This window comes from Ferrimonas pelagia (genome assembly GCF_039543565.1).
Taxonomy (GTDB): domain Bacteria; phylum Pseudomonadota; class Gammaproteobacteria; order Enterobacterales; family Shewanellaceae; genus Ferrimonas; species Ferrimonas pelagia.
The window spans coordinates 97,280-111,680 of record NZ_BAABJZ010000009.1 but is presented as its reverse complement, the minus strand read 5'-3'; the positions used below and the strand labels follow the sequence as shown (position 1 = coordinate 111,680).

Here is a 14,401-nt window from a genome sequence, read left to right as displayed (position 1 = left end):
TAGGACTGATATCGCTGCTGGGTCATTATCAGCGGCTCAAAGGTTTAACTTGAACCGCCGTGGTACGGAACCGTATGCCCGGTGGTGTGAGAGGACGGGGGCCGCAAGGCCCCCTCCTACTCGATTCACGGCGTGGTTTAGGCCGAGTGGCGGGTGAAGGCCTGACAGTAAGCTTGACCGGTCAGCTTGGCCCTTTGCACGGCGGAGTGGGCATGGGCCAGCAGCGTCTCCCATTCGCTGTGGCCATCACAGAGCGCCACGCCGATCACCAGTTGTTGATCCATCTCTGTGTCTTTGAGCAGATTGAGCAGATTGGCGGCCAAGCGGGTGGCTTTGCTGTCATCCCAGCCGGGGAGCAGGATATGCAGTTCACTGGGGTGGGTTTCATTGCCGATAATGGCCTCTTTCGGCAGGGCGCCTTGTAGCGCGCTGAGCAGTTTGTGCTGCAAAAAGAGCATGGCATCGGCATCGGCAAAGCTGGTGATCTGATCATGCCGGCTGAGATCCAACACCATCAGGCTGGCGATCTCCGGAGTCAGTTGAGCCAACGCCTTACTTATCTTCTGGCGATGGAAACCGGCAAATGCCTGAATGTCTTGCACCAGCGCGGGATCCTGGATCGGCGTCAGGGAGATCACCTGGTAGGGCTCATCCCCCCCGCTGGTATCGCCCAGTTGGACATTGGCCAGACAGCGCACCGTGTCACCGTCGTCTCGTTGCAGCCATAAAGGGCCTTGCCAATAGCCGCGCGTGTTCAACTGCTGATTGAGTGACTTGACCATATCGGCATTGACCAGAGGCAAGAATCGCTGCCAAGAGCGCCCGGGCAGCTTGTCCTGGGGCTGGCCGGTGATCCGAGCCAGGGCGGGGTTGCAGGCTAGGATGGTTTGCTCCATGTCCAGCAGCGCAAGGCCGCTGGCGCAGTCGCTGAGGGAGGTCATATGACGGAGCCTCAACGCTTGCTCTCGCTGGTGGGGACTCTCCTCGATCCGCAGTAACACCATCTGTTCGTTGGGGCTTAAGGTTAAGAGCCTTAAGTTTACCTTCAAGTCGGTTTTCGACTTGCCCCGCTGGAATAACTGCCCCTCCCAGTAGCCAGAGGAGCGGGCCAACTGCCAGATCATATCAATGCTGAGCGGATCGCTGTCGAACAGATGGCGGAAGCGGCGTCCATCTAGGCGATTTAACGGGCGCGCCAGCTGATGACACAGTTCCTTATTGGCGCTGAGGCAATGGCCATGGATATCGAAGATCATGGCGGCTTGATTGCTCTGGTACAGCTGTTCCGCCAAGCTTTCGGCTCGTTGCCGGCCCTGGCGATGATCTTGTTGGTAGCGGCGGTGCCACATCAGGCGAGCGAGGATCACGATCAGCGCCAAGGTGCCGAGATAGAACTGCAGTTTATAGCGGGCTTCGACCGGCTTACTGGTGCGCTCATCGATATAAGACAGCAGAAATAACGGTGACTCGTTATCGGGCCGCACCTGGATATAGACGAAATGGTAGGGGCTTTGTGAGAACTGACCAAAGCTGTTGTCTTGCATGTGATGCCACAGCTCGGGGAAGCGTTCGCCGAGTGTCCCAGGCGGTGGTTTGCTGGGATCGGTTAGATTCATGCTGTGGCTTTGCTGGTCAACCAAGAGTAACGGCAGGATCCCATTGTCACTGAGGGTATGAAACCCTTCCCAGAGATCGCTGATATCGACCACCGCCAGGATCGAGCTGGCGCCGATCGGGTTATCACGCAGCGGTGCCAGCAACCACTGGTAGGCGGCAAGCTGATTACTGTCGAGGAACAATTGCGATGAATAGACCTCATTGGGATCCAGTTGGCTGCGCTGCTGCTGTAGCTCGCGTCGGGTGATGGCCATTTGGGGGTTTTGGCCGACTTGGAGCAAGGTATGGCTGTCGTCGTCGAGCAGGGCCACGGTTTGAAAGCGAGACAATTTCTGCTGCAACTGTTCGAGAAAGGTGGCGGCGATCTCGGTGCCGAGCCCGTGGGTGTCCGTTTGAAAGGGCAACACGCTGAACTGGCTTATCAACTGCAGGGAGGCGTCCTGGCGCATCAGCGCCTCGTTGATGCGATCGCTGAACACCTGCAATTCGGCAAAGCGCCGGCTGGCCAAGCGCTCATTGAGCATCACGCTGTTAAAATGCAGCAGGGTAAACGCCACCCCGACGACAAAGATCACCATCAGGCCGATCTGGAGGGCAAAAGGGGGATGGCGAAAGCCGGTCGCTTTGGGCGGGTCCGCCTGGACTAAGACTTGGTGAAGCCCTAATTGTGTTTGATCGGTTGTGGCCACATTAACATCCATGCGCTCTGGCGATGGCCGGATGTTAACATGTGGGGCTTGGTTTGAACCAGTTGTATGACTGATCCCGCTTTGAGATCGAAAAAGCGGCCTGGCGGCCGCTTGATGAAGGAGAGTGTGGTTACTTTTTGGCGCTGCGCACCTTGCCACCCGACTTCTTCTTTTTGCCGCTTTTGGCCTTTGCCTTAGCGGCCGATTTGCTCTTTTTCGGCTTGGTGAAGCGCGGCTCTTTCGAGGTTGGGCGCAGACCGTCGACAAAGCGACTGCGGATCCCTTCTTCGGTGTAGCGCTGTACCTTTTGCAGCATGGGGTGATCGTGTGCTTCCACTAAGGACACCGCGGTGCCTTTGGCGCCGGCGCGGGCGGTACGACCGATCCGGTGCAGATAGACGTCACCGCTGCGTGGCATGTCGTAGTTAAACACATGGCTGATCTCAGGCACATCCAGGCCGCGTGCGGCCACATCGGTGGCGATCAGGTGCTTAACTCGACCCTCCTTGAACTTCAGCAGCGCATCATCCCGTTTGGCCTGGGTCATGCCGCCTTGCAGCACTGCGACGCGGAATTTCTTGGCGAACAGCTTGGCGTGCAACTCCGTGGCGCGCTCTTTGGTGCGGACAAAGATAATGCTGCGTTCACAATCTTCTTGCGCCATCAGCGCGGTCAGCAACTTGAACTTGTGGCCGGCGTCATCGGCCCGGTAGGCCAGCTGGTTGATCTTCTTTCGTTCACTGCGTGGCGGCTTGGCTTCACAGGTGATCGGTGACTCCAGCAGACGCTCAACGAAGCTGTCTAAGCCGCGGCCTTCCAGCGTGGCGGAAAACAGCATGGTTTGCTTACGCCAGCGCACTTCGCCGGCGATCCGCTCGACCGCTGGCATAAAGCCCATGTCCAGCATGCGATCGGCTTCGTCGATGATCAGCATCTCAACCTGGCGGGGATCGAACTTTTCATCTTCCAGGTATTGGATCAGGCGTCCCGGTGTGGCCACCAAGATATCCAGGTTGCCGCGCAGCAGATCGGCGTCCATCTCGAAATCGCGGCCCCCGACGATCGAGCCGACGGTCAATTCCGTGCGGGCCATCAGCTTTTTGCCGTACTGGCAGACCTGCTCAGCCAATTCGCGGGTTGGGGTCAGGATCAAGATCCGGGCATGACCGAGATCGCGGCGCGGGAAGTCGAGCAGATGCTGAAGGGCGGGCAGCAGGAACGCCGCCGTTTTCCCTGTACCGGTTGGCGCGCTGGCCATGATATCGCGCTGTTCCAGCGCGGCTTCCAGTACGGCACTTTGGATGGTCGTCGGCTTCTGGTAACCCGCATCCAGCAGGGCTCGTTCCAGTCGGGGGTCTAGATCTAAATCGGGGAAACTCATCGGCGTTGGGATCCAATATGTAAATAGAAGTTCTCTGTGAGGCGACTGAACGCTTCGCTGTACTGGCCATCGCTTTGACGGATCAGCATGGTGTCCTGCACGCAGGCCCCGGGTTGCCGCGCGATCGCCAGCAGTGCGCGCTGAGCGGGCTTATTGGCCGTGGTTTGCACGCTGCAGTATCGGTGCAGGTGTAAACCATGGCGCGCCAACTCGTCCGTCAGCCGTGTTGCCTCTGCCACGGGCAAGATCAGGCTGGCACAGCCTTGCGGGCTAAGCAAGCGAGCAAGCGCCGCTAACAGTTCAGTATGGCTTAAGCCATCGTGATGTCGCGCCAAGGCGCGGCGATCGCACTTGAGCGTGCGCTCACCGCTGGTGAAATAGGGGGGATTGCAGATGATGGCATCGACAGCATTGGATGGCCACCACTCCTGCACCGCCTGTGGGATCACCTCGAGGCGATCCGCCCATCGGCTGGCCGCAAAGTTTTGCTCGGCTTGCTGAGCCGCAGCGGGATCGAGTTCCAGCGCGGTGATCGTCGCTTGCGTTCGCTGTGCGCACATCAGGGCAAGGATCCCTGAGCCCGTACCAATATCCACGATGTGCCCTGCGTCGGGCAGCTGGGCCCAAGCGCCGAGCAGTACGGCGTCGGTGCTGACCGGCATACCGCATTGGCGGTCATCAACATGGAATTGTTTAAAGGAAAAGGGCATGGGAGCGGCTTCACGGTAGTGGGCGGCAGACTTTAACAGATTTCGATTGCCGTTTCCGTTAAAGATGGAGAGTCCGGGTGTTAATGGTGGGATTTAAATTGTTATCGTTTGGTTTGGTGGCTTGCTTGTGGTGGTTCCTGCTGGTAATAGTAGCCCTGTCGAGTTAGCACAATTTTCCCTACCGCTGATGATGGCTTGGTCAAAGCATCATCAAATTAAGGGAAAAACGCGGCAAATGAAGGATTAGTGCTCACGGAAGGAGCCGATAGTTGAAAAGTCAGGTGTAACGCCTGGTGTACACTTCGGTTTGAGCGAGGCAATAGTTCACTAAAACAATAAAACGCCGCAAGAAGAGGTCAGTTTTGAGCAAGAAATTATCCACTGCCGATACATTGAGTTTCGGATTTATGTTGTTTGCGTTCTTTTTGGGCGCGGGCAACATCATCTTTCCACCTTTAGCCGGTTTGCAGTCTGGCGAGAATATGCTGCCTGCGATGCTGGGCTTCTTGATCACGGCAGTGAGCTTGCCGCTGATCTGTCTGGTGGCCATTGCCCGAGTCGGTGGCGGTGTGTCTGCCATGACCGAAGGTCTGCCAACCTGGGTTGGCACGGTGATCGCCGCGGCCATCTTTATCGTTATAGGGCCTGCCTTCGCGACCCCTCGTACCGGCCTAGTGGCGTATGAGATCGGCGCGGTGCCTTTCCTGGGTGAAGCCACGGGGATGACCCAGGCGATCTTTACCGGGATCTTCTTTGTGATCGCCACCGTTCTGGCGCTCTACCCGGGCAAGCTGATGGATATCATTGGCAAGGCCCTGACCCCGACCTTGATCGTGTTGTTGTCGGTCCTGGCGATCTCCGTGTTGTTTGCACCAGAAGTGGCGGTAGCCGAAGCGCAGGGTGGCTGGGCGACCGATGCATTCACCACCGGTTTCTTGGAAGGTTACATGACCATGGACGCCTTAGGGGCGATGGTGTTCGGTACGCTGCTGGTGGACATTCTGCGTCGTAAAGGAGTGACCGAGCCGGTGGCTCAGGCGCGCTACATGATGATCGCGGGCGTGATTGCGGCATTGGGCTTGGCGTTTGTTTACATCTCTTTGTTCTACGTCGGTGCGGTGAGCGCGGACATGGCAGCAGATGCGAGCAACGGCGGTGCCATTTTGGCGGCTTACGTACAGGGCTTGTTTGGCGGCTTTGGTGCGGTGATCTTGGCGGCGGTGGTTGTGCTGGCGTGTTTGACCACGGCGGTGGGTCTGACGACGGCCTTTGCCGAGTTCTTCAACAGCAAGGTGAAGCTGGGCTACCGTAACTGGGTACTGCTGTGCTCCGCGGTGTGTTTGTTCGTGGCCAACATCGGCCTGGAGCAGTTGATCAGCATCTCCATTCCTGTGCTGTTTATCGTCTACCCGATCGCCATGGCGCTGGTGATCTACGTGTTTGCTCGCCCTGCTATCGCAGCGCGCACCGTGACCTTGGCGGCCATGCTGTCAGGCGCCGCGATCACCGGGATCCTCAGTGGTTTGAATGTGGCGGGCGTGGCTGCGTCTCTGGTTGCCGCGTTCGACTTCCTGCCGCTGTATGATCTGCATATGGCTTGGATCGCGCCGGTAACGCTGACCCTGCTGGGTGGCATGCTGTACAAGCGTGGTGAGAAACCGCTGGCGGCGGAAGAAGCGTAAGCACACAACTTATTGTTGCATAAGAAAGGCCACCCTCGCGGGTGGCCTTTTTGCATTGCGTCGAGACTCATGGACGGTCGAGCTTCGATCGAACCTGATGAGACTCAGGCCGTCGCAGGGGGTGAGGCACGCCGTCCGGCTGCCACCACCAGCGCAGCAGACGTTTGACGTCATCGAGGATCAAGTACAGTGCGGGCACCAAGATCAGGGTGACCACGGTGGCAAACAGAATGCCAAAGGCCAATGACACGGCCATGGGGATCACGATCTTGGCCTGCAGGCTGGTTTCCAGGGTAATGGGAACCAGGCCAAGGAAGGTGGTCAGCGAGGTCAGGACGATGGCGCGGAAGCGCTGGGTGCCGGCCTGCTGGACCGCTTCTTTGAGCGAGTGCCCTTCGGCGCGGGACTGATTGACAAAATCCACCATGATCAGCGAATCGTTCACGACCACCCCGGCCAGGGCGATGATCCCAAACAGGCTGAGCATGGACAGATCGATCCCGAGCAGGAAGTGACCGACCACGGCGCCGATCATGCCAAAGGGGATCACCGACATGATGATCAGCGGCTGGCTGTAGGAGCGCAGCGGTATGGCCATCAGCGCGAAGATGGTGAACAGGGCGAAGAAGGTGCCTTGTAGCATCAACAGGGTATTTTCCGCGTCTTCTTCCGCTGAGCCGTCCAGCGCGGTGGTCAGTCCGGGGTGGCGCAACTTCAGCTCGGGAATGAACTCTTGGTTGATCTCGGCGGTGATCTTACCCGGCTCAACTTTATCTTTAAAAGCGCGGGCCTTGACCGTGATGGAGCGGACGCCGTCGGTGCGGGTGATGGCGGAGAAGCTTTTAGCCAGCTCAATGGTGGCGACGCTGGAAAACGGCACCTCTTGCCCTTGCGGGGTGCGAATGCGCATGTTTTCCAGGTGACCGATGGTGCGGCGCTGCTCGGCCGGGTAGCGCACCATCACCTTGACCTCTTCTTTATTGCGTAGGATCCGCTGCGCCTCATAGCCAAAGAAGCCCCAGCGGACTTGGCGGGCTAAGTCCGCTAGGCTGAGCCCAAGGGCTTGGGCTTCTGGCTTGATGGCGAGGCGGATCTCCTGCGAGCCGGAGGAGAAGTTGTCTTGGATGTCATACAGCCCTTGGTATTCTGCCAGCTTGGCTTTGAGCGCTTCGGTGGCGGTCAGCAGGGTGTCCATGTTAGTGCTGTTGAGGCGGAAGGCGACATCGGAGCCGCCGTCGCCAGTAGAGGCGTTGATATCGAGGATCTTCACGCCGACCATCTCCGGCATGATCTCACGCCAGTGCGCTGCAATCGCCACGGCATCGAGCATCGGCCGATCCTCGCCCTTAGTCAGCTCGATCACCATGCCCGCTGCGGTGCGGCTGCCGAGGTAGACGAACGAGTGATTGACCACATCGACGCCATACTCTTCTCGAATGGCGTCGTCGGTGGCAAACAGCGACTCTTCCAATTGTTGCACCACCTTGAGGGTCTGCCGCTCCGACACGCCGGGCTCCATCTCCAGATTGAGATTGATGAAATCCGATGGGATATTGGGGAAGACGATAAAGCGCACCATGCCGGAGCCGATCAGGCCGCCACAGAGGATCATCAGGCCAAGGAAGAACGCCAGCACTGAGTAGCGCCGATCCATCATCCAGCCCATGGCCGGCTTGTAGCGTTGGTAGATAAAGCTCTGGATCCCATCATTGAGCGCGCGCTTGAGTCGCAGCCAGGGCCCCCAGCCTTGATCGGGCTTGGGTGGGGTCATGTGGGCGAGGTGAGCCGGTAGGATCAGCTTGGATTCCACCAGCGAGAAGCCGAGACAGAGGATCACCACCCAAGCAATGGAGCCACCGACCACGCCAAGGAAGCCAGTGGCCATCAGCATAGGAATAAAGGCGGCGATGGTGGTCAGGACGCCGAAGGTGGCCGGCATCGCGACTTTCTGGGCACCGCGGATCACCGCATCGATGCTGTGACCCTCTTTCTCCGTTTGGGCGTACGCCGACTCGCCGATCACGATGGCGTCGTCCACCACGATCCCCAACACTAGGATGAAGCCAAACAGGGAGATCATGTTGATACTTTGGCTCATCGGCTCGAAAGGCATAAAGAACATGGCCGAGAGGAAGCAGATCGGCAGGCCCATCATGACCCAGAACGCGACCTTGAGCTGTAGAAACAGGGCCAGAACCAGGAACACCAGCAACGCCCCTTGCGACATGTTCTTCAGCATCATGTTGAGGCGGCCGGAGAGGAACTGGGTCAGATCCCCCCAATAATCCACCACGACGCCCGCCGGCAGGGTCCCCTGTTTCTGTTTTACATAGGCTTTGACCCGCTTGGCGATGGCGAGGGCATCCTGATCACCGACGCTGCGCACCGCCACCACCACGGAGTTTTGGCCGTCGAAGCGGGCGTAGCCGAGACGCTCTTCGAAGCCGTCGTTGATCACGGCGACGTCGGGCAGCATCAGCCGTGAGCCGTCGGGTAGGCTGCGCAATACGATGCGGCGAAAGTCCGCTTGTGTGTAGGCCTGACCATCGGTTCGCAGCAGGATGTCGCCATCTTCGGCACGGATCGAGCCGCCAGGTAGGTTTAGTGAGGATTGATTGACGGCGAGGGCCACGTCATCGAAGGTGAGGTTGTATTCGCGCAGCTTGTCTTCTGAGAGCTCGATGGCGATCTCATAGGCCTTGGCCCCTTGCAGCTCGGCGCGGGTGACTCCGGGCAGGGAGGTGATCTCATCGCGCACCTCTTTGCCCAGCTCTTTGAGCTCGCTGTTGCTTAGCGCGTCGCCGGCGATGGAGACCCACATGACGTCTGCTTGTGGCTTAACCTGGTATATGTTCGGCTTTTCAATGCTTTCAGGGAAGGTGGCGATGGCATCGACCCGCAGTTTGACCTCATCGAGCACGGTTTTGGGATCAAACTTATCCATCACCTCGATTCTGACGGTGCCGGAGCCCTCGCGTGCCACCGAGCGGATCCGCTTGATCCCTTCGATGTCCTTGATGGTCTCTTCGATCTTGATGGTGATCCCCTCTTCGATCTCCTGCGGGGCAGCACCTGGATAGGCCACACTGACGTCGACCCGATTGATCTCGAATTTGGGAAAGACCTCTTTGTTGACAGTCAGCGCGGAGAAGAGCCCGCCGGCGATGAGGATCACCATCAGCAGGTTGGCGGCTACATGATTGCGGGCAAACCAAGCGATGATCCCTTTGTGTGTATTGGTCTGTCGCATTACTGGGCTCCTACCACGGCCATCTGGGCGCCGGAATTGCTTTCTGGCTGGGCTTCACCGGCCACCTTGACCTTGCGGCCTTCATCCAGAATGTCCATGGCATTGAGGCTAACCCGCTCGCCGGCCGCGAGCTCGGCGCGGATGTAGATCTGCTCTAGATCGGCTCGTACCACTTCGACCGGACGCAACGCCACGGTGTTGTCACTTTTGATGATGGTGATACGCTGATCGCGTACCGCATGGCGCGGCAGAGTGACCAGCTGCTCGATCTGCCGGCCCTGGATCTGGGCATTGACGAAGCTGCCAAATTTTAGCGGGCGACGATCGTGGGTAAGGGCGTAGGGATCGTGCAGTCGGGCGACGAGGTAGGTCATTCGGTTGTTGTCGTCGATCACCCCTTCGGTGCGCACCAACTGGGCCAGCCACTCATGACGCTGACCGGCCAGTTCCTGACTCAGCAGCACCGTCCCGCTTTCTTCATCTTCCAGGTAGGCCAGCTCTTCCGGCGCCAGCGGCAGCCGGATCTCGGCGATATCGGTGCCCATGATGGTGCCCATATTGAGGCTGACGTTGATGTATTCGCCGAGATCGACGCTGCGCTGGGTGATCAGGCCATCGAACGGGGCGCGGATCTCGGTGCGCTCCAGGTTACGTTGTGCGCGGGCGAGCGTGGCCTCGGCGCTGCGCACATTGGCCTGCTCCTTGGCCAACTGCGGCTTGCGCAGGCCCAGCTCGGGCGGGATCCCTTCGATGGCGCCGCGCCACTCCTGCTCGGCCACCTTGCCGCGGGCGATCTCCTCTTGCAGCTGGGCTTTGGCTTGGGCCAGCCCCGCTTGGGCTTGCATCAAGTCGGCCTGGTAGTCGGCGGGCTCGATCTGGGCTAACAGCTGGCCTTGTTTCACCCATTCACCGGCCACAAACTCCGGGGCGAGCGATACTAGGCGCCCGCTGATCTCGGCCACCAGTTGGGTCTGATGCTTGGGTCGGACGACACCGTAGGAGCGCAACACCAGCTGATGAGAGCTGGGCGTCACTTCCACCACCTCAACGATAGGCAAGATCTCTTGTTGGACCTTCTTCTCTGGAGGTTGCTTGAGGCTGATCAGCAGCATGGCGATGGCGATAAAGACGACGAGGATAAGCAGCGGTGAGAGGCGTCGTAACAACAGTCTCATTGGAGTGTTCCTTTACCAAGATACGGATTTTTGCGATGGCTTACGTTAACACGTTGTTGCACCTGGTTAATGGCTCAATTGTAAATGGGTATATCAGTTCAACCGGATTTGATCCCGCCCCCTAGCTCACCGTAGGCTGGGGTAATGATCTGTTTTCCCATAGTGTTATGAGTACAAACCTGAACAATGAACAGGCAATCGATGCCTTTTGCGATCGCCTCTGGGCCGAGCGGGGACTGGCGGACAATACCTTGGCGGCTTATCGCTCCGATCTGACGGCGTTTGGCCGGTTTGCCGATGCGCGCGCACGGCCTTTGGCCGCTGCGGATGCGGAGTTGGTGCGGGAATATTTGGCGCAGCGGCAGAGTGAGGGGATCGCCAAAACCAGCAGCGCCCGCACCCTATCGTCATTGCGGCGCTTTTATGCCGATCTGACGGTGCGCGGCGAGATCGAGGTGGATCCCATGGTGCTGATCGAACGGCCTAAATTGCCGCCCAAGCTGCCGGACACCTTGACCGAAGCGGATGTGGAGGCCTTGCTGGCGGCGCCACAGCCTGAGGATCCGGTTCAGATCCGGGATCGGGCGATGATGGAGTTGCTGTATGCGACAGGGTTGCGGGTCAGTGAGTTGATCGCGCTGCAGCTTGAGCAGATCAGCCTGCGCCAGGGGGTGGTTCGGATCACCGGCAAGGGCGGCAAGGAGCGTTTAGTGCCGATGGGCGAGCACGCGCAAGCGCAGATCGAGGATTATATCCGTCAGGCGCGCGGCACCTTGCTGGGCGTCAATCGCTCGGATGTGGTGTTTCCCAGTCAGCGGGGCGTGCAGATGACCCGGCAGACCTTCTGGTATCGCATCAAGCATTACGCCAAGGTGGCTGGGATCGGTAAGCCCCTCTCTCCCCACACCCTGCGTCATGCCTTTGCTACGCATTTATTGAACCATGGGGCTGATCTTCGGGTCGTACAGCTGTTGTTGGGCCACAGCGATCTGTCGACGACGCAGATCTATACCCATGTCGCTCAGGCGAGGCTGCAGGCACTACACTGTGCTCATCATCCACGCCCTTAGTGCGCCATGCTCAAAGCTGTGCTGAATGCCGTAGCATTGAGCAAAGTTCTACGGTAAGTTTTGCGCTCAATTGCCGGTCTAAGTTGTACTGTGGTCAGATATTTAAGGATTATGTAATGAAACGAGCTCTTACTTTGTTGGTTGCCAGTGCGTTGAGCCTGAGCGCATTTGCGGCCACCGATACCAGCAAGGCCCAAGCGGCACTGCAAAAGCTGGGGCTCCCAGCGACTGAGCTCGCGCCTGCGCCGCTCGACGGTTTCTATCAGGTGGTGACGCCACAAGGACTGCTGTACATCAGCGCTGACGGTGCCCGTTTGCTGCACGGCAATATCTATGATGTCGAAAATGGCATGGCCAACCTGACTGAGTTGGCGATGGGTGAGTTGCGCCAGACTCGCCTCAGCGATGTTGAAGATTCGATGATCGTGTACCCGGCCAAGGATGAAAAGTACGTGGTGACCGTATTTACCGACATCAGCTGCGGTTATTGCCGCAAGCTGCATAACGACATGGCGGGCTACAACGAGCGCGGGATCACCATCCGCTACCTGGCCTTCCCCCGTGGCGGTCAAGGCACGTCGGCTTGGCGTGAGATGGAAAGCGTTTGGTGCGCGGCCGATCCGGCCAAGGCGATGACTCAGGCTAAGGCCAGCGGTAAAGCGGGCTCCAGCCAGTCTTGCGACAACAAGGTGGCGGAGCATTACGCCTTGGGCGGCGCGTTTGGCGTCAGCGGTACGCCTGCGCTGGTCCTGACCGATGGCACCCTAGTGCCGGGTTACCTGCCGCCGGAGCGCTTGCTGATGGCCCTGCAAACCCAGTAAGCTGTGTCTTGCTTCGATTGATAAAGGCGTGCCTCGGGCACGCCTTTTTGTTTGTTCCGTTTGTCCGAGTCCAATGCCATGGTTAATTTGATCCGCCGTTCCCCCGTGGACGACAGCCACCTACCGGCGACGTTGCCGCCGCTATTGCGTCAGATCTACGCCACGCGTGGGATCGGCAGTGCCAACGAGTTGGAGTTGGAGCTGGCGAATATGCTCAATCCAACCACTCTGTCGGGGGCCGCGCAGGGGGCGCAGGTGTTGGCGGATGCCATCGCCGCCAATCGACGGATCTTGATCGTCGGCGATTTCGATGCAGACGGCGCCACCTCCAGCGCGCTGTCGATGTTGGCATTGCGGGCGATGGGCGCGCAGTTTGTCGATTACCTGGTGCCCAACCGGTTCGATTACGGCTATGGCTTGAGCCCGGCCTTGGTGGCGCTGGCGGAGCAGGCCGGCGCCGAGGTGTTGATCACCGTGGATAACGGCATTTCCGCGCACAGTGGGGTGCAGGCGGCGAAGGATGCCGGAATGACGGTGGTGGTGACGGATCACCACCTGCCCGGCGAGACGCTGCCTAACGCGGATGTGATCATTAACCCTAACCGGGATAGCTGCCCATTTGCTTCCAAGGCGATGGCAGGCGTCGGCGTGGCGTTTTATCTGATGTTGGCGCTGCGTACCGAGCTGCGTCAGCGCAACTGGTTCGCGCAGCGCGGCTTGGCGATCCCCAATATGGCGGAGCTGCTCGATATTGTGGCGCTGGGCACGGTGGCGGATGTGGTGCCGCTGGATCACAACAACCGGGTGTTGGTGCAGCAGGGCATTCGCCGCATTCGGGCGGGACGCTGTCGGCCGGGGATCAAGGCGCTGTTGGAGGTGGCTCAGCGCGAGCCGGCGCGGTTGGTCAGCTCGGATCTGGGCTTTGCGGTGGGGCCGCGTCTCAATGCCGCGGGGCGGTTGGATGATATGTCGCTCGGCATCGCCTGCCTGCTGGCGGACGATATGGTCGAAGCCCGTCAGATCGCCTCTGAGCTGGACCGGCTCAATATCGAGCGGCGTGAGATCGAGCAAAGCATGCAGGTGGAGGCGGTACAAGCGTTGCAGCGACTGGATCTGCGCGGCGAGGATCTGCCCTGGGGTGTGGTTCTCTATCAAAGTGACTGGCACCAAGGGGTGATCGGCATTCTGGCGTCGAGGCTCAAGGATCAATATCACCGGCCGGTGATCGCCTTTGCTGAGGCGGGCGGCGGCGAGGTGAAAGGCTCGGCCCGCTCGATCCCGGGTTTGCATATGCGGGATCTGCTGGAGCGGATCGATACCGCGCATCCGGGTTTGATCCTCAAATTCGGTGGCCACGCCATGGCGGCGGGCCTGAGTCTGAAGGAGTGCGATTACGAGCGCTTTGCTCAGCTGTATGACCAAGCCGTGCGCGACACGCTGGAGGCGTCGGCGTTGACTGGAGTACTGCTGTCTGACGGCGAGTTGTCGGCCGAGCAATTGGGCCTGGAGACGGCGGCGTTGCTGCGTCAGGCGGGGCCATGGGGGCAGAATTTCCCCGAGCCGTTGTTTGATGGCCGCTTTAAGCTGCTTGATCAGCGTTTGGTCGGCCAGAAGCATTTGAAGATGGCGGTGGAGAGCGAATGCGGTCAGGTTCAGCTGGATGCCATCGCCTTTAACGTGGATCTTAAGCAATGGCCCAATGCCGCGGTGCAGTGGGTGCAGCTGGCCTACAAGCTGGATATCAATCATTGGCGTGGGCGTGATAGCGCGCAGTTGCTGGTGGAGTATATCGAGGCGCAGTGAGGCACCGGCGGTTCGTCGTGTCAGCAACAGGCCACCTTCGGGTGGCCTGTGTTGGTTTTGGCGCGCGGGCGACACTTGCGACGGCGGTTGAGTCGGACCGTGGCCTTAAGGCACGAATGTACTGAGCTTGATGACGCCGAGCGGGCGCCCGCACGGGAATGTCGCGACGATGCTGATGGGCTCTGTGGGAATTTATTGTCTTA

The 14,401-nt window shown here is 59.3% G+C and carries 9 protein-coding genes; 4 read left to right on the top strand and 5 right to left on the bottom strand.

Translation table 11 applies throughout. The features are described from left to right. Window positions 1-137: 137 nt before the first annotated feature. From ABEA08_RS04645 to ABEA08_RS04635, 3 genes are all read right to left on the bottom strand, one after another. Window positions 138-2,306: a PAS domain S-box protein gene (locus ABEA08_RS04645; RefSeq protein ID WP_345333772.1), complete on the bottom strand. Its 2,169-nt coding sequence runs from the start codon at window positions 2,304-2,306 to the stop codon at window positions 138-140. A 130-nt stretch (window positions 2,307-2,436) separates the two neighbouring features. Next, window positions 2,437-3,687, bottom strand: coding sequence for an ATP-dependent RNA helicase SrmB (gene srmB / locus ABEA08_RS04640; protein ID WP_345333771.1), 1,251 nt, complete (start codon window positions 3,685-3,687; stop codon window positions 2,437-2,439). Further along, the gene (locus ABEA08_RS04635; RefSeq protein ID WP_345333770.1) at window positions 3,684-4,397 is read right to left on the bottom strand and encodes a tRNA1(Val) (adenine(37)-N6)-methyltransferase; all 714 of its coding nucleotides are present in this window, start codon (window positions 4,395-4,397) and stop codon (window positions 3,684-3,686) included. Before ABEA08_RS04635 ends, srmB begins: the two co-directional genes overlap by 4 nt. A 362-nt stretch (window positions 4,398-4,759) precedes the next feature. Between ABEA08_RS04635 and brnQ the strand changes: the two genes are divergently transcribed. Further along, window positions 4,760-6,079: a branched-chain amino acid transport system II carrier protein gene (gene brnQ, locus ABEA08_RS04630; protein WP_345333769.1), complete on the top strand. Its 1,320-nt coding sequence runs from the start codon at window positions 4,760-4,762 to the stop codon at window positions 6,077-6,079. A gap of 67 nt (window positions 6,080-6,146) precedes the next feature. On the opposite strand, the gene ABEA08_RS04625 is transcribed toward brnQ, so the two are convergent. Together ABEA08_RS04625 and ABEA08_RS04620 are read right to left on the bottom strand one after the other, a co-directional pair. After that, window positions 6,147-9,329, bottom strand: coding sequence for an efflux RND transporter permease subunit (locus tag ABEA08_RS04625; protein ID WP_345333767.1), 3,183 nt, complete (start codon window positions 9,327-9,329; stop codon window positions 6,147-6,149). Continuing rightward, window positions 9,329-10,504 carry an efflux RND transporter periplasmic adaptor subunit gene (locus ABEA08_RS04620; protein ID WP_345333765.1) on the bottom strand — a complete coding sequence of 392 codons (1,176 nt, stop codon included), beginning with the start codon at window positions 10,502-10,504 and terminating at the stop codon, window positions 9,329-9,331. The genes ABEA08_RS04625 and ABEA08_RS04620 overlap by 1 nt, the downstream gene beginning before the upstream one ends. Window positions 10,505-10,671: 167 nt before the next feature. On the opposite strand from ABEA08_RS04620, the gene xerD reads away from it, so the two are divergent. The 3 genes from xerD to recJ all read left to right on the top strand — a co-directional run bounded on the left by xerD (window position 10,672) and on the right by recJ (window position 14,198). Further along, window positions 10,672-11,574: a site-specific tyrosine recombinase XerD gene (gene xerD, locus ABEA08_RS04615; protein WP_345333763.1), complete on the top strand. Its 903-nt coding sequence runs from the start codon at window positions 10,672-10,674 to the stop codon at window positions 11,572-11,574. Window positions 11,575-11,690: 116 nt separating this feature from the next. Continuing rightward, entirely contained in the window at window positions 11,691-12,395 is a 705-nt protein-coding gene (gene dsbC / locus ABEA08_RS04610; protein WP_345333761.1) for a bifunctional protein-disulfide isomerase/oxidoreductase DsbC, read from the top strand. Window positions 12,396-12,473: 78 nt separating this feature from the next. Continuing rightward, window positions 12,474-14,198, top strand: a complete 1,725-nt coding sequence (recJ, locus tag ABEA08_RS04605; RefSeq protein ID WP_345333759.1) for a single-stranded-DNA-specific exonuclease RecJ — start codon at window positions 12,474-12,476, stop codon at window positions 14,196-14,198. The last annotated feature ends 203 nt before the right edge of the window (window positions 14,199-14,401 follow it).